The organism is Singulisphaera sp. GP187 (assembly GCF_900129635.1).
In the GTDB taxonomy this organism is placed as follows: domain Bacteria; phylum Planctomycetota; class Planctomycetia; order Isosphaerales; family Isosphaeraceae; genus Singulisphaera.
The window spans coordinates 2,840,818-2,859,520 of record NZ_FSRB01000002.1; the positions used below are offsets into that span (position 1 = coordinate 2,840,818).

Below are 18,703 nucleotides of genomic sequence, written 5' to 3' on the forward strand. Positions count from 1 at the left end.
CCACCAAAACCATGGCCTGGGTGTTGAACAGGAATCTTCGTTCGCTCGAGCGGCTTCCCGGAAGTCGAGTTGAGCTCGCCAGGAGTGACTTGGATCATCGCCGACAAGAGTAATCGTGGCTCCAGACACTGAGTTGAGTTCACCAGCGGAAAGGCGATCGGTTGGATTTGACGGCGCCGAGAGCTCATAAAGTCATTCCATTCTCACAAGGCATGAACGAATGAAGCCCTACGTGTCTTCTCTGCCATGAACCGAAATCCATCAGGCCCCACCCGGGGCCAACTCCCGCTCAACCTGTCCCTGCGCGACCAGAAACTCGGCGAGTTGGCTCGTCAGCTTCCCCGAGTTATCCATGCGAGGGACCTTGTGCTGGCCGCCAAGCTTGCCGCGCGACCGCATCCAGGCGTCGATTCCGCCCGGCCGGGTCACGATGAGGGCCGGTAAAGGAAGTCCGACATCCGCGACGCGATGAGCCTGGTAGTCGGCATTGCGCACGGCGAGATCGGAATCAAGGGCGCGGCGGAACGCCGGCAAGTCATGAGGAGAATTAAGGAACTCAAAGATGAAGAGATGATGGCCGATAGCGCCGTGAAAGACAGGCCCAACGTGCCACTCCCGAACCGACGCCCCGGTACTGGCCGAGGCGCTCGCGACCGCGGCCTCGAGCTCTTCGCTGATCAGATGCTCGCCAAAGGCGGAAAGAGTGTACTTGGTCCGGCCGGTGAACGTCAGGAGCGGGGGATCGACCGACTCGAACCGCACCGTGTCACCGATCAGGTGCGACCACATCCCTGCACAGGTCGACACGACGATCGCATAGTTCACGCCGACCTGAACGTTCCCCAGCCAGTGCCGCGTGGGATGCTCGGACTCGAGCTCGTCGACCGGCACGAACTCGTAAAAGATCCCGTGGTCGAACAACAGGCGCAAGTGGCCGGTCGCCGGGTCTCCAAAGGCGATGAACCCCTCGGAGCACGGGTACGTCTCCTGAAGGCGGATCCCGGGACTGCCAAGCACCTTGGCAAACGCCTCGCGGTAAGGGTCGAACTTGACGCCGCCGTGAACGACGACCTCGAGCCCGGGCCAGACCTCGGCGATCGTCGTTTTGCCCGAGAGCTCGAGCAGACGCTGAAACAAGGCGAGCAGCCAGCTCGGAACACCCCCGACGAGCGTGATCGGTTGCGTCACACTTCGCTCAGCCAGCAGGGCGAGCTTGCGGTCCCAGTCCGGCTCCAGCGCTAGCTCCAGCGGCGGGAACGTATAGGGGCGGAGCAACGCGTTGACTTCTTTGGAGGCGATCCCGCTCAGGTCTCCCTGGCGAACGCCCGGCGCGGGTTGCTCGAGGTCGCTCGAACCCCCCAGGAAAAAAAGACGGCCATGGAAGAGGCGTGAATCCGGGACGTGCGTGAGGTGGTACGACACCATCGTCCGGGCCGCCGTCAGGTTCGACGCAAGCATCGCCCGCGAAACGGGGATGTACTTGGTGGCGCCCTGCGTCGTGCCACTGGTCAGGGCGAGGTACGGAATCCGCCCGGGCCAGGTCAGGTTCTCAAAGATCGGATACTGATCCCGAAGATATTGACGCCAGAGGTCCTCGTAACTGCGAAGGGGGACCGCGTTTTGAAAGTTCGCGACCGAGCGGATCGAACCAAACTGATGATCGCGACCGAACCGCGTCGCCTTGGCCTTACGAACCAGACGCATTAGCATCTGTTCTTGCACGAGCGTGGCGTGGGCGCTCTCCAGTTGCTGGACGCGGCGGCGGGCATTCCAGTGGAACGTGCGATTCACCACCGACCGGATCGGAGTGGAGCCGGCGAGGGATACCAACGGGGATAACGGGCTCATCTCAGAAACTTTCCTTCACACCACGGCAAAAATAGGCACCGGCCGGGGGAAGGTTGCGTGGTTCGAACACGAACGTCACCTCGTCGAAGAACCGACGATAGAACCGCTGATAGACCCACGGCATCTCGGTGATCTGGTTGAACGTTCCCGACGGGGCGAGCACCTGCTTGACGACTCGAAAGAGGTCGCGTTGCAGCGGTTTCGGGAATGACGGAACAGGGAGGCCGGAGACCACGAAGTCGACCTGTTCGATCCCTCGTTGCTTGAGAATCTCGGTGAGGTCGCGAACGTCCCCTTCGACCACGTCGAAGTTGGCCCGGTGGGCGAAGCGCTCGCGGAGCAGGCGAGCGAAGTCGGGGTCGCGCTCCAGCACGACGACGCGGCAATCGGGATGGACACGATCGGCAATTACCCTGGTGATCGGACCGGTGCCGGCCCCCAACTCGACGACGACCCGGGCGCTCTCCCAAGGGATGTTACGCACGGTCGTTCGCGAGAGCCAAGGACTACTTGGCGCCAGGCTGGCGATCGCCGTTCCATGCTTGAAGAACTTGCCGAGGAACAGAAAGAAATCTTTCATCGGTGCTCAACGTAAGAGGAACGGGCGACTTACAGCGGTTTGCTGACGCGTTGCGCACGCTGCTGCCGTTTTCAGCCCCAACGGGGTGGCCCAAGGAAGCCCGGGGCAACGCCCCGGGAAATTGACATGTCCGCATTCACAAGCCCTGTAAGGGCGTCCTAATCCGAGCGATAACCAGGTGATCTCGGTCGTGCAGGCGTAACCCTATAAGTCGCCCTATCAGGGCTGATGATCCTCGTGGCCGAGCCCCCAGGGCGTTGCCCTGGGCTTCCTTTGGACGCCCCGTTGGGGCTGAATTTATACAACGGGTTTGCACAAACATTTATCAATTGCATTCGAGTTACCATGATCCGTGCGCCATCCGAGGGTAAACCGCTCCAAGGCATCAGCGGACGATGAAGAGCGAATCAACGGCTCTGGGGGCTGACGGTCGACGTCGGACGCTTCACTTGATAGGGCCAGAACCGGGCCGGGATCAGCGTGGGCGGGATCGTCCCGAGCTGACCGCGAAGGAATCGAAGGACGAGTTGGTTGACTAACCGCGACTTCTCGATCTGCGGAGCGTGGCCGCACTTCGGGATGACCACCTGGCGCACGTTGCGGATCTGGTCGGCCGCGCGGATCGATCCCGGGACGTCGGCGATGACCTGATCGTTTTCGCCCCAGATCAACAGAGTCGGTTGCGATACCATGCTCAAGAGTGGCGCGACCGAATGCCCGACGGTCCCGCGGAGCGTGCGCAGGACCCCCTTCTTCCACTTCCGGTCCTGAAACTTTCGCTCGATCACGGCCACGAGGTCTTCGCTGGCGAAGTGAGAGCGGTGGAAGACCGACTGAACGAGGGTGTCATACTGGCTCCGCCGGACCCCTTCCATCATCGGCAGGTTCTCGTCGCCGTGGAGTCCTGAGGGACAGAGTAAGGCCAATCGGTCGACCTTCTCGGGATAGCGCGTGGCGTAGGTGAGAATGATCTGGCCGCCAAGGCTGGACCCGACCAGGTTGTACGGCGGGCGCTGAACGTATTCATCGAGAAAGTTCGCGAGCCGATCGGTAAGATAGTCGACGGTGACCTCACCGCCCGCATCGATTCTGCGATGCAGCGAGTCGCCGTCGTAAACCAGCAATTCGGGGACCTTGACGTCGAAATGTCTCGACCAGTGGGTCCGGTTGGCGAACCAACTTTCCGACTGCTCGGCCAGTCCATTGACCAGGATGAGAGGGGCGGGCCTCTTGGAGGCGTTCAGTCGAGGGAGGTCGAAGAACTTCCGCACGGTTGGATTCATCGGTCTCCAGGACTCCCGGTTTCCGAAGTGGCTTTTGTTTTTTTTGAGGAGGGAATCGGGCGCCACTTCCTCTGGGGATCTCTGCCCTCGAGAATACCATCCGAATGACGGCGCAGCCAACCGGTTCCTGAGCGTAACCTCAAAATTGGCTGGCATGTAGAACAAGTGAAGAAGGCGTGGCGACCGCTTGACGAGCGCGGGGAAATCGCTACAAGATGTTCCAGCGGCTTGGACTTTTGCGTCAAAATCAACCGGCCTGATCGTTCCACTGAATTCGAGGTGCTTCACGATGCGTGTGTTCATCACGGGGGGAACCGGCCTGATTGGCCGGCACCTGGTTCGGCGGCTGGCCGAGCGTGGCGATCAGCCGGTGATCCTGTCCCGACATGCGGACCAGGTCCGCCGCGACCCGTCGATGCGCGTCCGTGAGATCGTCCAGGGCGACCCCACGACTTCAGGCATCTGGCAGAGCGCGGTCGACGGGTGCGACGCCGTCGTGAACCTCGCCGGTCATAACATCTTCGAGGAGCGCTGGAACGCGCAGGTCAAACGCAAGATCCGCGATAGCCGGGTCTACGGCACCGACAACCTCGTCGCCGCCATCGGGCAAGCGAAGCACGCTCCCAAGGTCCTGGTTCAGTCCTCGGCGATCGGCTACTACGGCACGCCCGCCGAGACCGAACTGACCGAGGAGAGCCCGTCAGGGTCGGACTTCATGGCGGTCGTCTGCCGGGAATGGGAGGAGGCCGCTCACCATGTCGAGGCCTTGGGCACGCGGCTCGCGCTGATCCGGACTGGCGTTGTCCTGGAGCAAGGGGCCGGAGCGCTCGGCGTCATGACGCCGATCTTCAAGTGGTTCCCGTTGGGCGCGGCACCGATCGGCAATGGTGGGAGTCTCGTCAAGCCGGCAACGGGCCGGCAATGGATGAGCTGGATCCACATTGATGACATCGTCGGGATCTTGCTCCTGGCGCTCGACAACCCGCAAGCGTCCGGCCCGATCAACGGCACGGCGCCGAACCCGGTTCGCAACGTCGAATTCTCCCGAGCCCTGGCCAAAACACTCTGGCGGCCTTGCGCTCCATTCGGACCTCCCGACCCGCTCCTGAGAGCGGTGCTCGGCGAGGTGGCCGACGTCATCACCAAGGGGCAAAAGGTGCTCCCGACCCGGGCGCTGGCACTGGGTTATTCCTTCAAGTATCCCACGCTCGAAACCGCGCTGAGGGCCCTGTTCGCCAAACCTCCCGCCGCCCCGAAGCCCGAACGAATCCCGGCCGCAAACACCGGCCACCATCATTGAGCTCCCCGTCGTCGCCTAGCCCGCGCCTCCTCAAAAATAACAACGACCCGATCCAGGGCGAGGAGGCCTCTCGCGACTCGTTCCCACGGTCCCCCGCTATGCCTTACCCACAAGTCGTAAGTCGTTAGCAATCCGGAGGTTACGGAAGGGGGCTGTGGCCCGAGCTGGATGCCACAACTGGAGGACTCTCAAGCACTTGCGCCGATGACCCTCGCTGGACACCGGGCCAGCCCCCCCCACTTGTGGGTAATGCATAGCGGTCCCCTGTGGGAATGCAGTCTGGGACGCTCTGCGTCCTCGGCTTGCGACGGCCAGACGACGCGGAGCGTCGGGGACGGCATTCCCACGGAGGACCGAGGGAACGAGGGTGATTCCTCGCTCTCTGGCGGGTCGTTGAAAAAAAGTGGTCGCGGGCCCCCGCACACTCCACTTAGGGATTGACAACGGCAGCGCCAATGATTCGACACACATTTTTACGAAGAAATCTTGACCTATGAGACCCATTCCTCACGGCGGTAACCCAGCCGAAGCGCGACGCCGTTACGGTCTCGGCGACCGTCCTCTTATCGATTTTTCCACATGCCTGAACCCGTTCGGCCCCTCAGCGGCGGTCCTTGACGCCGCGCAAGCCGGGCTCGAACGGGTCGGTGAATTCCCGGAGCCCGGTTGCCCTCGGCTGACCGAACGGATCGCGGAATTCCATGGTGTGCCCATCGATCACGTGGTTGTGGGGGCGGGCACGAGCGAGTTGATCAGTCTGATCGCTCAATCCCTCCGCGAAGTCCTGGCGCTCCACGCCTATGAGAATGGCGACCCCGCCATGGCCGTCTCCCACATGGTCGAACCGACCTATGGCGAATATCGCCGCGCATCGGCCTTGAACGAGTTGCGAGTCGAGGCTTGGGGGAACCACATCCTGACCTGGAGCCAGGACGTGTTCCCGAACCCGGCGGCCGGCGTCTTCTGGACGGGGCACCCGGACAATCCGACCGGCCGTGCCTGGGAACGGGCCACGCTCCTGCCCTTGATCGACGCCTCCCTCGGTCTCTTGACCGTGGTCGACGAGTCCTATCTGCCCTTCCTCGCCGACGAGCCGGAGCGGACCTTGGTGCAGGCGGTGACCAGCCGAGAGAACCTGCTCGTCCTCCGGTCACTCAGCCCGATCGCCGCCATTCCAGGGCTCCGGATCGGCTACGCCGTCGCCTCGCCCGACATGGTGGTCCGGCTCAAGCAGTATCAGGACCCCTGGACCATCACGCAAGTCGCCGAATCCGCGGCACTCGCGGCGGTCGATGATCTCGACGCACGCCAACGCGTCGTCGACCTCCTCTCCAAGGAGACGCCCCGCCTGACCGATCGACTCTGGAACATCGCGGGCCTACGCCCCGCCTGGCCCGACCGCGAACGCCCGGTCAACGCCCCGTCGATCGCGAACTTTCTCCTGGTCAGTCTCTCGGAGACGGCCTGGACCGCCCCGCAAGTCCATGAAGCCCTGGCGCATCAAGGATTCCTGGTCCGTGAGTGCTCCGACTTTCGCGGCCTTGAGGTGGGCGCCCTGCTCACCGGACCCGACAAGCTGATCGCCACCCAAGGCCACCTTCGAATCGCCGTGCGTACAGCCCCCGAGAACGACCGGCTGATCGCCGCCTTTGCCGACGTCTTGAGTTCGGAGCCTCCCCGTTGACTCGTCCTGACCACCCGCCCCGCGCTGTTAGCTTGATGGTCCTCGGCACCGCGAGCCACGTCGGCAAAAGCCTGCTCACCGCGGCCTTTTGCCGCTTGCTTGCAGAAGCAGGGCATCGCGTGGCCCCGTTCAAGGCCCAGAACATGGCGCTCAACAGCTTCGTCACGCTGGAAGGGGGCGAGATCGGTCGCGCCCAAGTTGCGCAGGCCGAGGCGAGCGGCATCGAGCCTCATGTTGATATGAACCCGATCTTGCTCAAGCCGATGGGGGGCGTCTCGCAAGTCATTGTCGAGGGCCACCCGATCGGCGTGATGTCGGCCCGCGAGTATTACGCCGAGAAAGCAACCCTCTGGCCCCGAGTGACCGCCGCCTACGACCGCCTCGCCGAGCGATATGATCGGGTGGTGCTCGAAGGAGCGGGGAGTCCGGTCGAGATCAACCTCACCGAGCATGACCTCACCAACCTCAAAATGGCGCACCATGCCGACGCCGCGGTCGTCCTCGTGGCCGATATCGAACGCGGGGGCGTCTTCGCGCAAATCATCGGGACCTGGGAATTGCTCGAGCCCCGCGATCGTGCGCGGGTGGTCGGTTTCATTATCAACAAATTCCGAGGCGATGTCACTTTGCTCGATTCCGGCCTGGCGTTCGTCCGGGAACGCACCGGGGTGCCGGTGCTCGGGGTCCTGCCCTATCGGCCCGACCTGCAAATCGACCAGGAAGACTCGCTCGGAATCGACGAGACGACAACCCTCGATGGCGGCGACCTCAGCCCCGGTGACCTCGACGTCGCGGTCGCGCGACTGCCCGGCCTGAGCAACTTCACCGACTTCTGGCCGCTCTCTCGCGTCCCCGGCGTTCGGGTTCGCTACGTCGAGCGAGCTGCCGAATTCGGCCGGCCCGACCTCTTCGTGCTGCCGGGGACGAAGACGACCGTGCGCGACCTCGACTGGCTGCGACGGGTCGGTCTCGCCGACCGGATCATCGCCTCCCGGGCCGAGGAGGACGGGCCGAGGATCCTCGGGATCTGCGGCGGGTTCCAAATGCTCGGCCGATCGATCGAGGATCCGCTCGGCGTCGAGTCCGATCGCGAGCGGGTGGACGGGCTCGGGCTACTCGACACAGCCACCCGGTTCGCGGCGACCAAGGCCCGGCATCTCGTGTCGGGCCAGGTCATAGGGTCGGAACTGCCCGTCCTCGGCTATGAAATTCACATGGGAGAAACCGAACGTAGGGGAACGACAGCACCCTGGCTCGCGCTGACGCGCCGCCACAACCAGGCCACGATCCTCGACGGCGCGATCGATCAGGCGGGACGGGTCTCAGGCACCTATGTTCATGGAGTCTTCGATAGCGGTCCATTCACGGAGCAGTTCGTTAACCAGCTCCGTGCTCGGCGTGGCTTCGCTCCTCTCGCCACGACCGAGTGGCAGTCGCATCGCGACTTCCTCGCCGCGCGGTACGCGAACCTGGCCGAATTCCTCCGCGCGCACCTCGACCTCGCGCCAATCTGGTCCGCCCTCGCGGGGCCTTCGGCCCGGAGCGCCGACTGAGATGCCAAGTCTCTCGCTCGCGGTCTGGTCGCTCCCGCTCGGCGCCTTGCTCGATCTCTTACTCGGCGATCCGAGGGGCTGGCCGCATCCCGTGCGGGCGATCGGCCACTTGATCGCTCAGCTCGAAACCGTGGCACGACGGCTGATCCAACGGACCGGCGGCGGCAGCACCTCCAAAGAGCGACTGGCCGGGATCTGGCTCGCCGTCCTCGTGGTCAGCTTTGTCGGCCTGGTCGCCTGGACGTTCGTCTCTGCCTGCGATTGGCTGGGCTCGGTCCCCTCACTCCTCGGTCGAAGTCTGCTGATCTACTGGGGCCTGGCCGCGCGCAGCCTCGGGGATGAGACCCTGCAAGCGTCTGAGGCACCGGACCTCAAAACGGCCCGACGCGAATTATCGATGATCGTCGGCCGCGACACGGCCGCACTCGACGAGGCCGAGATCGGCCGGGCCTGCGTGGAGACGGTGGCCGAGAACTACGCGGACGCCGTCGTCGCCCCCCTCTTCTGGTTCGTGATCGGCGGTCCGGTTGGCCTCTGGATGTTCAAAGCGATCAGCACTCTTGATAGCATGGTCGGCTACCGCAACGCCCGGTATCGCGACCTCGGCTGGGCCTCCGCACGGCTCGACGACCTGGCGGCCCTGATCCCGTCGCGCCTGGCCTGGCTCTTGATCGGCCTCGCCGCCTGGGTGGCCGGAGAGCGAGCCGGGAACGCGCTTCGCATCGGCTGGCGCGACGGTCGCAAGCACCCGAGTCCGAATGCCGGCTGGGGCGAAGCCGCAATGGCGGGTGCCCTGGGCATCCAGCTCGGGGGACCGGCCACGTACGGAGGCGTACCTGGCTTCAAGCCGCTGCTGGGGGATCCGGACCACCCGATCGACCGCGTTACGGTCCGCCGGTCGGTCCGGGTCATGCGCGTGGCCGCGACGCTGGCGGTCATCTTCGCCTGGGGAGTCCGGAGCGGCCTCTTCGGCACGCCTTGACCCACCGCGCCGGGGCGTGCTAGCTTCGTTGGAAAATTCAGTCGACCAAAACAGGTTGTGACGCATTTGCGAGGTGGTTGCAACCGAGGGACGGATCACGCTCATGTCAGAGGCCTTGCTGATCGCCGCACACGGCAGCCGCGACGAGGCGGGGGTCGAAGAATTCTGGGACTTCGCCGACGCCTGGCGTCAGCTCCGGCCCGACCGGATCCAGGCGGCCGGGTTCCTCGAGTTCGCCCAGCCCACGATCGGCGACGCGATCGACGAACTGATCGACCGCGGAGCAACCCGGATCGTCGTCGCGCCCGCGATGCTCATGGCGGCCGGCCACGTCAAAAACGACGTACCGAGCGAGGTCCAGGAGTCGCGCGTCCGGCACCCGAACGTGACGTTCCAGATGGCCCGCGCCCTCGATATCCACCCCGCGTTGCTGGAACTTTGCCACGTCCGCTATCGCGAGACGATCGCAGGCCTGAGCGCGGTCCCCGCCGAACGGACTCTGCTCCTCCTGGTGGGCCGGGGGACATCCGACCCGGACGCCAATGCCAACATCGCCCGCGTCTCGCGGTTCCTCTGGGAATCGTACGGAGTTGGCTGGGCGAGCGTGGCCTTCTCGGGCGTCACCACCCCCGACGTCGATCAAGCACTGACGGTCTGCCGCCGACTCGGATACGACCGCATTGTGGTTCAACCGTACTTCCTGTTCGACGGTATCCTCCTGAAGCGGATCCGCGACACGGCCGCTCATCACGCCGCCCTCGATTCAGGCGTTGAGATCGTAACCGTCCCCCACCTTCGGCTCCACCCGCTCCTGCTCCAGGCGTTCGAGGACCGTGCCCACGAGGCGATCCACGGCGCGCCTCACATGAACTGCGACCTCTGTAAATATCGCGTTCGGCTGATCGGTCGCGAGACGGAGCTCGGCCTGCCGCAAGTGGGCCATCATCACCACGTCCGGGCCACGCCCGACCTGGCCGACGACTTCGATCACGGCCACGACCATCGCCTCCGTCGGCGGCGGCGGTCCGCCCTGGTGCCGGCGGCGGCCGACACGACCTTCCACCCGTGGGATGAGCGCTTGCTCCAACGGTTGCACCTGATCGCTGAGTCGAGGTGATCGCGTGTCCTTGTCCGTCGTCCCAGCAGCGACTGTTTATATAGTCGGAGTCGGTCCCGGAGATCCCGATCTCCTCACGCTCAGGGCCGTCAAGGTCCTCGAACGCTGCGCGGTGATCTTCCACCCGGGGCCTCGGAACGACTCCGGGTTCGCCCTGGGAGTCGTCGTCCCCCTGCTCCGCTCCGACCAGGTCATCCGAGGCGCCGAGCTCGCGATGCGCCGCGGCCCCGACGACGGCACAGTCGGCTACGAGCGCGTCGCCCAGCGTCTCGCCCACGAGGCCCGACAAGGCCGGCCCGTGGCCTTCCTGACCGAAGGCGACCCGATGCTCTTCGGCTCCGGCTCTTACGTCGCCGCGCAACTTCGATCGATTGCCCCGGACGTACCGGTCGAGATCATCCCAGGGGTGAGCGCCTCGTCAGCCGCCGCCGCGCGGCTGGGCTGGCCCCTGGCTCAAAAGGACGAAATCCTCACAATCTGTCCGGGCACTTACCATTCCGACGAGATCGGTGCGATTCTCGATCGCGGCGGCCCGGTCTGCTGGTTCAAGGCGGCCGCCGTGCTCCCTCGGTTGGTTGAAGAGCTGCGCCGACGCGATGGTCTCAATCGTGCGGCACTCATCGAACGAATCGGCCACCCCGACGAACGCGTCTTCCTTGATATTTCCCAAGCGCTCTTGGTCGATCTGTCCTACTTCTCGCTCGTCCTGGTACGATCACATACTCAAGTTCTTTGACAGTTGCGAAGTCCAGACCTTTCCAACTCTTCACACGACAGCCCAACGACCGACTGGCTTCCTCCGTCGAGCTCCCGCGCCGATCGCACCGGGCTCCTGAAGTCGATTGCAGATCACACTGATTAATCTCAACGACCCGATCCAGGGCTTGTGTGCCGTCAAACTTCGATTGACGGGTCGTTTCTCGCTCCGTTCTCTTGAGGACATCGCTCGTGAAGGATTGCCCCAAGGGAAGGAGCACCGCGATGGACAAGTACCGAGTCACGCGCGAACCGGAGGAGCGAGTCGGCTCGATCGATGCGGTCGTCACCGCAGGCCGGGGTCCTTGTTACCGGCCGCCTGCCACCAGCGGAGCCACAGTTCCTTCTCACCGCCAAACGATTGACCCGTGATCTGCTGCAAATTGCGCGAGATATGAGCCCGGTACAATGCTGGCGTCAGCCGTTCCCCTTTACCCACGTGTTGTTCCTTGAACGGAACGTCAAAGCAATCGATGAGCGCTTTGACTGCGGCGCGGCACTTCGTCGCGCCCAGGGCTCCGATCGCCAAATCGATCACAAACGGATCCGAGTCGGTCTTGACCACCTTTGCGAGAAAGGGAACCGCCCGAGGGTCTGGCCGCTGTCCCAGTCTCAGGATGACATCATAGCGCTGGTCGCGATCGAGATTCGGATCGTCGAGCATTTCCGCGAGGCGGACAACCCCGTCGTTGCCCTCGAGGTACGTTAACGCGATTCGAGCTGCGTAAAGCCGGGCTGCGTCGCGTTCGGGAGTGACTCGCTTTCCCTCTCGGATAACGCCTCCTTTGCCGTCCAAGATCGCGCGAAGTGCCGGCAGCGCCCGGGAATCGCCGATTTCTCCCAGGGCCTCAATACATTCGGGATAATCAATATCTTCCAGCAAGACCGGAACGGCATCCCGCGCCTTCAATTGGCCCAGAGCGTGAACGGCCTGACCATAGAGTTGCGCGTCGAAGTATGCCTGCTTAACACCCTCAATTAAGGCAGGCACTGCGCGTGCATCGCCGATCTGGCCAAGGGCCCTGAGCGTGTACCAGTCGGCTTGCCTCATTCTCACGCGTTCAATGAGTAACGGGACTGCCTCGCGACATTTCGTCCTCCCTAGAGCCCAGACCAGTTCCTCGGTCTCGAACGATGAGATCGTGAGCGACCTTCCTCGGGGAACATCGTTCTTGTCACCGCTCGTGACCCTCCGATTGTCGGAGAGAATCGCCACGCAAAGCTTCATCAACCATTCCGGCGTCTTCCTTTCCGCCCCGCCGGGCCAAGCAAGAGCTTCATCGCCAAAGGCCATTGGAAGGACGTCGTGTAGGCTGACAACAGTCGCATAATCGGTCTTTTGCGCAGCGTCGAGGAGAAACAAGGCAGCCTCTTCGCTCTCCGCGCAGGAGGCAACTCCGGCGAACAAGAGTTTCATTGGCATCGAGCGCTCGGCGCGCATGCGACGCTCGAACTCCGCACGAACACCCGCCGGTTGGTAGAGCGCCAATACGTCGAGCATTGGCCGGTTCGGACCATGCAAGCGTTTGACATCCGATGCGGTTGGCGAGACGTTCATCGGCCACCAAAGGTCGTGGGTGAACGGTGGGAGTTGGTCGGGAAATGGCACTGTGGCTTGAAGTGAGCCGAGTTGGTCGGGCGACAAGTATTCGGCACGCGGCCGCGATTCCACGGTGCCGCGCCAGCGCCCAGCCACACTTCCGTCGGGCTGCCGCAACACCATCTTGATGGACCTGTCTTCTCCGGTGTCCGGTTCATCAACGACGGCCGCGTAGGCGATGCAGTCTTCGCCCGGACGAAGCGTAATCCACGGCCAGTCGACCGGCTGCTGATTGGCAGGTTGTCGTCTTCGAGGCTCGGCTGGCGAGTTCGTCTCGTCATCACGCGGGCCGGGAAAGTAACGCAACTTTTGACGATCCTCCACGGCCCGCCGCCATTCCCGCGCCCCCTCCTGTACGAAGATTTCATAGAGCGCAGCCGTGTTATCGTCGCTGGGATTCGCCGTAGGCACGTCCAGCGGCCGGTCGGACTCGTTCTTGAGGCGCACGAAGATGACGTGATCTCTCGAAACGAATTCAATGCGCGCTGCCAGGCCATTGACTGGCTGGGACCAGTCGAGGAGCTTCTTCGCATCGACTGGCATACGGCCGCGCACGCCCGGCTTGGGCTTCACGGTGTCCCGGATCGAAATCTTCACCTCATCGAGCATGGCTTGCCGGTTCATGCGGGGAGACGGCTTGAAGTATTCACTGATGTCGGTTTTCTCTGAGATTTCGCCATCGCCCCGTATCGAAAATAGGCGGCCCGGTACGCTGGCACCCCCGTTCGTGACCATCCCGAGTAGGGTTGATCCATCGGGACTCAGCGATAATGTCGAGCGGGGAGAAGCCCGTTGACGATCGTTGAATGACGCGAGAACTGTCAACGGGCCGCCTTCAAGCGGGATCCGAAACACCGTACCCTGATCGTCGGCGCCGCCATGTTCGGCCACGCCGCAAATGCCTGAGCGGCATATTGTCGGACTACCGGTCCCGTGTGCGCCATTTTTGCCGTCAAACGATGCGAGGACCGTGATGCGACCACCACTCAGCGGCAGGCGAAAAACCGTCCCTTTGCCGTGAGCGCCGCCGAGCCAGGTCATGCCGTAAAGTTGCGTTCCGTGGAGTGCCAGGCTCCCCATCGGTCCCGTGCCGTCGCTCTCTCTCAACGAGGCGAGAACGGTGATTGGACCACCGGTCACCGAGACCTGGAATACGGTGCCCTGCTTTGCGGAGCCGCCGACGACGGTGGTCCCATACAATGTTGAGCCAATGAGCAGCAGCTCGCCCATTGGCTCCGCGCCGTCATCGCCGTGAAACGATGCGAGGGACGTGATCGCGCCCCCCTGCGCGGGAATGCTGAAAACCGTTCCCAGGTTTTTCAGGCCGCCTCGCCTGGTCGTTCCGTAGAGTGTTGAGCCATCCGGGCTCAGAGTCAACCCGCCCCATGGATTGGCGCCGTTGCCGCCGTCGAAAGAGGCGAGTGTCGTCACGTTCGCGCCACCAACCAGGAAGCGGAAAACCGTCCCTTTGTTGTGCGCACCGCCGACGGACGTCAGCCCGTACAGGTTCGCCCCACCGATTGTCAAATTTCCCCAGGGCTGCGCACCGTTGCTGTCGTCGAAAGAGACAACGATCTTCAGGGCGCCCTCATCCACAGGCATCGCGAAAAGGGCGCCGCGGTTCTTCACGCCCCCGTAGCCGCTTAGCCCGTATAATGTAGAACCGCTGAGCGTGAAGACCCCTTGAGGATTACGGACCCGCTCTTCCTGATCCTTCGCTGGAGCCGGAATCGCAACGTTCTGGCCGCGAATCTCTGGCGCGATGAGCGCGAGCACCCAGACGCCGCAGGCGATGAGTCCGGCCAACCGCGAGGTGCGAATCATGTTGAGAGCTCCCGTAGCCGCCCACACCATGCGCCATGCGAATCGACCTTCGTCGGTGAAACGCAAGAAAGGACCAAGGCGCCAAGACAGCCAGGCAATCGCCTGGACCGAATCGCAGTCTATCACACCGTCGCGCACCTCGTCAGCTTCGACGAGCAGACCTGGGCCTTTATCCGGGTTGGGCTTCTTGCCGCGTCCGAGCAGACCTACAATCCGCGTCTCCAGCGCGCCTGTGAGTCCCGCCCGAAGACGCCAAAGCGGGCTCGCCCGAGCCTTTTGAACCCGCTGACGTCAAGCCCCGCGACTGATTTTTCCGAGCGCCCATCGCGGCGCAGACGGCGATCCCATCGACACAGCCGATGTCCTCAAGAGAACGGAGCGCGGAGTTACCCGTCAATCGAAGTTTGACGGCCCACTTGGAAGCCTCTGGCGACTCGTTCCCACGGTCCCCCGCTATGCCTTACCCACAAGTTGAATCCGTCTAAAGGCTAAGCCAGAAGTAACATCGGGCAGAATTTGCTGATTTTTCCGAATTAAACGATTAATGATTTGACCGATCTGCGGCTGAATTCCTCGGCGTTTTTTGCCGTTCGCTACTGACGACTCCTCCCGGGCGACTCCGAAAGTCTTCGGTTTTAGAGACGCAATGCCTTGTCGGTTAGAAGATTGCGACTTGTGGGTAAGGCATAGCGGTCCCCCGTGGGAACGAGGGGGATTCCTCGCTCTCTGGCGGGTCGTTGATTAATATTGCTTTGCCGATGTCGTATGAATGGCACCTTGGTCATCCATCTCCATTCCGGTCTGCCCCTCCACGGCCAAGCGGACCTGATCGGCGGTTCCTTTCACGGGGGGGAGCGGCACCAGCCAACGCTGGACCATTCCGTCTTTGGTGCCGGTCACCACGCTTCGGCCGTCGGGGTGGAAGATCGCGGAGAGAACGGCATCGGTGTGATGGAGCGGAGGGCCGAGTTGCTGGCCGGATTCGACGTCCCAGAACCGGGCGGTTCCGTCGTGGCTCGCGGTCAGGAGTGACCGGCCGTCGGGGCTGAAGCTGAGGCTGGTCACTTCGTCGGCGTTGCCTCGGATGTCGCGCAGGAGCGTGCCCTTCGCGAGGTCCCAGAGGCCCAGACTGCCGGCCTGGCAGCCGGTCACGATTCTCGGGCCGGCGGGGTCGAAGGCGACGGCGGTCACCGGATAACCATGGTCGGGGCGTCTTTCGGGGACAATCTCCCGGTCCCGAGCGACGTCCCAGAGTCGCGCGGTGCCATCCTGGCACGCCAGCAAGAGGGTCGTTCCATCGGGGCTGAAGACCGCGCGACGGATCGGCGAATCGAGGGACCGGATGAGCGGGCGCGCGGATTGCAGATCGGCCACATCCCAGAGGAGTGTGCTTCGGGGCTGAGCGTCCCAGGTGAGGAGTTGGGTCGAGTCGGGACGATACACCACTCCAGCCAACGGCAAGGGCTGCTCGGCGGTCTGGTGGAGGCGTGCCCCTGTGGCCAGATCCCAGGTCTCGGCGCAACCGCGGACGTGGCGTTCGTTCCCGGTCCACCGCGCCACGGCCAAGGTCTTGCAATCGGGACTGACGGCCGTCGCTTCAACGAAGTCGACGATATCGTAAGTCCGACGCCCATCCACACTGAGGACCTTGCCACCAGGCTCGTAGCGTCGGCTACTCATCAAGGGACCGAGGGGGTTGCCGTTCAGGTCCCACCGCTGTGACCCCGTGGAACTGCTGGTCACGAGTGACTGGCCGTCGGGGCTGAACGCCAATCCGTGCACGGCGCTATCGAGCTGGAGCGGGGCGCCGAGGGATCGGAGGCGGGGGACTTCCCAGAGTCGGATGGTTCCGTCGTCCTGCCCGATCGCCAGGGAGTGGCCATCGGGGTGGAAGGCCAGCCCCGTCAGAGCGCTCGAGAGCTTGTAGGTCGGACCGGTCGGACCGAGCGTGGTGGTGTCCCAGATCCGGAGGAATCCGCCCGCGGTGCCCGTCACCAAGGTGCGGCCATCGGGGGAGTTGACAAGGCTGGTCACACTGCTCCCCTGAGGGGGGAGGTCGGTGAAGTGCTCCGTGACGGTGTCCCAGATCCGGAGGCCGCCGTCTCTCGTCCCGGTCACGACCCTGCGGCCATCGCGGAGAAACGCGATCATATGCACGGGAGACCTGTGCATCAAAGGCTTGCCGATCGGTCGTCCGGTCGCGACATCCCACCGGACGGCGCGGAGGTCTTTGCCCCCGGTCACCAAGGTGCGGCCGTCGGGGCTCAAGGCCAGGGTGTAATAGCCCGCCTCGTCGCCGTGCCAGAGCGGCTCTCCGATGGGCCTGCCCGTCGTCGTGTCCCACCATCTTGCCGCGCCGTCGTCACAGCAGGTGACCAGCTTCCGGCCTTCCGGGTTGAATGCAAGACCCCAGATCGTGTGTCCAGGGGGATGGGAAAAGGTGGGCCCGGTCCGCGTCCGCCGCTCCAGGTCCCAGAAGGATGCGTCTCCATCCTCAGGGGTCACCACCATCCGACCGTCGCGTGGATTCAGGGCGACACGGCTCACCCACTGCGTTTCGCGCAGGCCGGCGGGATCCAGGGGTGGCCCCGATTCTTGGCCGGAGTTCGTGTCCCAGGTTCGTACATGGCGGTCTTTGCCGACCGAAACGAGGGTGCGACCATCGCGACTAAAGGCCAGGTCGAGGATCGGGGCCGAGTTCCGGGCGGTCCAGCGCGGCCGACTGAGCTGGCCGGCCCAGTCGGCCAGGTTGACGCGAGTCGCCCGGTCGAGACCGCGCACCGCGGCCCCCTCGGCCAGTTCCAGACTCCGGGCCATCCACAATAGGCCATGGCCGACCTCACCTCGCTTGCAGAGGTCCAAGCCATGGTTGAGCGCCAGTTCCGTCTGGCCCTCAATCGCCTTGCGACCGAGCCGTACCGCCTCCACTTTGGCGGCCGCCTGCGCGGTGGCTTCATACTCGGCTCGTCGCCACTGCCAGGCAATCAAGACGAAGCTGAGGACGGTGACGGCCAGCGTCGCGGCGGAGAGAAGCGCCACGGCCGGTCGTCGCCGGGCCCACTTCCAGCCTCGATCGACCAGGCCGGTCGGCCGGGCGAGGATCGCCCGGCCGTCCAGGAAGCGCTCGAGGTCCTCGGCCAGTTGAGCGGCACTCGCGTAGCGTCGCCGCGGTTCTTTCTGGAGACACTTCAGGCAGATCGTCTCCAGGTCGCGCGGCACGGCGGGTTGCAGTCTTCGGGGCGAGATCGGTTCACTGGTCAGGACTTGTTCGAGAGTGCCCAGGACTGAAGGCGACTGGAACGGCGGCCGGCCCGTGAGCATCGTGTAGAGGATTCCGCCCAGGCCGTAGACGTCCGAAACCGGGCCGGCGAGTCGACCTTGGCCATCGGCCTGCTCCGGGGCCATGTATTCGGGCGTCCCCACCAACTGGCCACCCAGGGTGGCGAGTCCTGAGCCGGTCACCAGTTTGGCGACCCCGAAGTCGCAAAGCTTGAGCCGGCCGTCGGCGGTCAAGAGCACGTTGGAAGGTTTCAAGTCCCGGTGCACGATTCCCTGGCCGTGTGCGTAATGAACGGCGTGGGCCAGAATCACGAGCCAGCGTGCGGCGAGTTCGGGCGATTGGGGATTGCCGGCGACCCGGTTACCCAGGTTTCCCCCGTCAACGTATTCAAGCGTGAGATAAGGGCAAGGCGTTCCCAGATCGTTCGCCCGCCACTCGCCAAGTTCGAAGATCTGTATAATATTAGGATGTTGGAGTCGAGCGACGGCCTCGGCCTCGGCACGGAAGCGGGCCCGATTCTCCTCACGGGCGAATTCGCCACCGAGGAGCATCTTGAGGGCAACCACACGGCGGAGTTCCAAATGGCGTGCCTGATAGACGATCCCCATCGCTCCTCGACCCAATTCCGAAAGCACCTCGTACGACCCGAGGCGGGTCGGGAGCGTCATCGGCGCTGAGGTTGGGGCGGGCCTGGCATTCAGCTCCGACAGGCCCCGCAACGAGGAAACCACGGCATCGGGCTCGCCGTCGAGTTCCTTCAGGGCGGCCTCACAGCGGCCGCAATGTTCCACATGGTCGGCGATAAACTCGAGGTGCTCCTCCGGGAGTCGACCGAGATTGAACTCTGAAAGACTGGTTCTGGACGGACAAGCCATGGGTGACATCGGTCGGTCGTC

11 protein-coding genes are annotated in these 18,703 nt (G+C 63.9%); 6 read left to right on the forward strand and 5 right to left on the reverse strand.

Translation table 11 applies throughout. The features are described 5' to 3' along the window. Nucleotides 1-261 precede the first annotated feature (261 nt). The 3 genes from BUS42_RS35405 to BUS42_RS35415 all read right to left on the reverse strand — a co-directional run bounded on the left by BUS42_RS35405 (nucleotide 262) and on the right by BUS42_RS35415 (nucleotide 3,711). Nucleotides 262-1,848 carry a lyso-ornithine lipid synthetase OlsH gene (locus BUS42_RS35405; RefSeq protein WP_074315069.1) on the reverse strand — a complete coding sequence of 529 codons (1,587 nt, stop codon included), beginning with the start codon at nucleotides 1,846-1,848 and terminating at the stop codon, nucleotides 262-264. 1 nt (nucleotide 1,849) lies between these two features. After that, on the reverse strand, nucleotides 1,850-2,428 hold the full coding sequence (gene olsG, locus BUS42_RS35410; protein ID WP_074315072.1) for an ornithine lipid N-methyltransferase: 579 nt from the start codon (nucleotides 2,426-2,428) through the stop codon (nucleotides 1,850-1,852). Between the two features lie 407 nt (nucleotides 2,429-2,835). Continuing rightward, on the reverse strand, nucleotides 2,836-3,711 hold the full coding sequence (locus BUS42_RS35415; protein WP_074315076.1) for an ornithine lipid biosynthesis O-acyltransferase OlsI: 876 nt from the start codon (nucleotides 3,709-3,711) through the stop codon (nucleotides 2,836-2,838). 289 nt (nucleotides 3,712-4,000) lie between these two features. Between BUS42_RS35415 and BUS42_RS35420 the strand changes: the two genes are divergently transcribed. The 6 genes from BUS42_RS35420 to cobI all read left to right on the forward strand — a co-directional run bounded on the left by BUS42_RS35420 (nucleotide 4,001) and on the right by cobI (nucleotide 11,083). Continuing rightward, a complete protein-coding gene (locus tag BUS42_RS35420) occupies nucleotides 4,001-5,011 on the forward strand; it encodes a TIGR01777 family oxidoreductase (protein ID WP_074315078.1) in 1,011 nt (336 codons plus the stop codon). A 493-nt stretch (nucleotides 5,012-5,504) separates the two neighbouring features. Continuing rightward, on the forward strand, nucleotides 5,505-6,695 hold the full coding sequence (locus BUS42_RS35425; protein WP_074315080.1) for a pyridoxal phosphate-dependent aminotransferase: 1,191 nt from the start codon (nucleotides 5,505-5,507) through the stop codon (nucleotides 6,693-6,695). After that, complete coding sequence (locus BUS42_RS35430) at nucleotides 6,692-8,248, forward strand: cobyric acid synthase (protein WP_254053999.1); 1,557 nt, start codon at nucleotides 6,692-6,694, stop codon at nucleotides 8,246-8,248. The genes BUS42_RS35425 and BUS42_RS35430 overlap by 4 nt, the downstream gene beginning before the upstream one ends. 1 nt (nucleotide 8,249) lies before the next feature. Beyond that, nucleotides 8,250-9,230: an adenosylcobinamide-phosphate synthase CbiB gene (cbiB, locus tag BUS42_RS35435; RefSeq protein ID WP_074315084.1), complete on the forward strand. Its 981-nt coding sequence runs from the start codon at nucleotides 8,250-8,252 to the stop codon at nucleotides 9,228-9,230. A gap of 103 nt (nucleotides 9,231-9,333) precedes the next feature. Next, nucleotides 9,334-10,347, forward strand: coding sequence for a sirohydrochlorin chelatase (locus BUS42_RS35440; RefSeq protein WP_074315087.1), 1,014 nt, complete (start codon nucleotides 9,334-9,336; stop codon nucleotides 10,345-10,347). A 4-nt stretch (nucleotides 10,348-10,351) separates the two neighbouring features. Continuing rightward, nucleotides 10,352-11,083: a precorrin-2 C(20)-methyltransferase gene (cobI, locus tag BUS42_RS35445; protein WP_254054000.1), complete on the forward strand. Its 732-nt coding sequence runs from the start codon at nucleotides 10,352-10,354 to the stop codon at nucleotides 11,081-11,083. A gap of 306 nt (nucleotides 11,084-11,389) precedes the next feature. Here cobI and BUS42_RS35450 read toward each other — a convergent pair whose 3' ends face one another. Both BUS42_RS35450 and BUS42_RS35455 read right to left on the reverse strand, forming a co-directional pair. After that, nucleotides 11,390-14,557 (reverse strand): choice-of-anchor tandem repeat GloVer-containing protein, encoded by a 3,168-nt coding sequence (locus BUS42_RS35450; protein ID WP_315850752.1) that lies wholly within the window; start codon nucleotides 14,555-14,557, stop codon nucleotides 11,390-11,392. Nucleotides 14,558-15,268: 711 nt separating this feature from the next. Then, the gene (locus tag BUS42_RS35455) at nucleotides 15,269-18,691 is read right to left on the reverse strand and encodes a serine/threonine-protein kinase (RefSeq protein ID WP_074315091.1); all 3,423 of its coding nucleotides are present in this window, start codon (nucleotides 18,689-18,691) and stop codon (nucleotides 15,269-15,271) included. Nucleotides 18,692-18,703 lie beyond the last annotated feature (12 nt).

Excerpts from the sequence above, each read along its gene's own strand:
- BUS42_RS35425 (WP_074315080.1), top strand. The coding sequence starts at position 5,505 with ATGAGACCCATTCCTCACGGCGGTAACCCAGCCGAAGCGCGACGCCGT.
- BUS42_RS35420 (WP_074315078.1), top strand. The coding sequence starts at position 4,001 with ATGCGTGTGTTCATCACGGGGGGAACCGGCCTGATTGGCCGGCACCTG.
- BUS42_RS35440 (WP_074315087.1), top strand. The coding sequence starts at position 9,334 with ATGTCAGAGGCCTTGCTGATCGCCGCACACGGCAGCCGCGACGAGGCG.
- BUS42_RS35450 (WP_315850752.1), bottom strand. The coding sequence starts at position 14,557 with ATGGTGTGGGCGGCTACGGGAGCTCTCAACATGATTCGCACCTCGCGG.
- olsG (WP_074315072.1), bottom strand. The coding sequence starts at position 2,428 with ATGAAAGATTTCTTTCTGTTCCTCGGCAAGTTCTTCAAGCATGGAACG.
- BUS42_RS35405 (WP_074315069.1), bottom strand. The coding sequence starts at position 1,848 with ATGAGCCCGTTATCCCCGTTGGTATCCCTCGCCGGCTCCACTCCGATC.
- BUS42_RS35455 (WP_074315091.1), bottom strand. The coding sequence starts at position 18,691 with ATGTCACCCATGGCTTGTCCGTCCAGAACCAGTCTTTCAGAGTTCAAT.
- BUS42_RS35415 (WP_074315076.1), bottom strand. The coding sequence starts at position 3,711 with ATGAATCCAACCGTGCGGAAGTTCTTCGACCTCCCTCGACTGAACGCC.
- cbiB (WP_074315084.1), top strand. The coding sequence starts at position 8,250 with ATGCCAAGTCTCTCGCTCGCGGTCTGGTCGCTCCCGCTCGGCGCCTTG.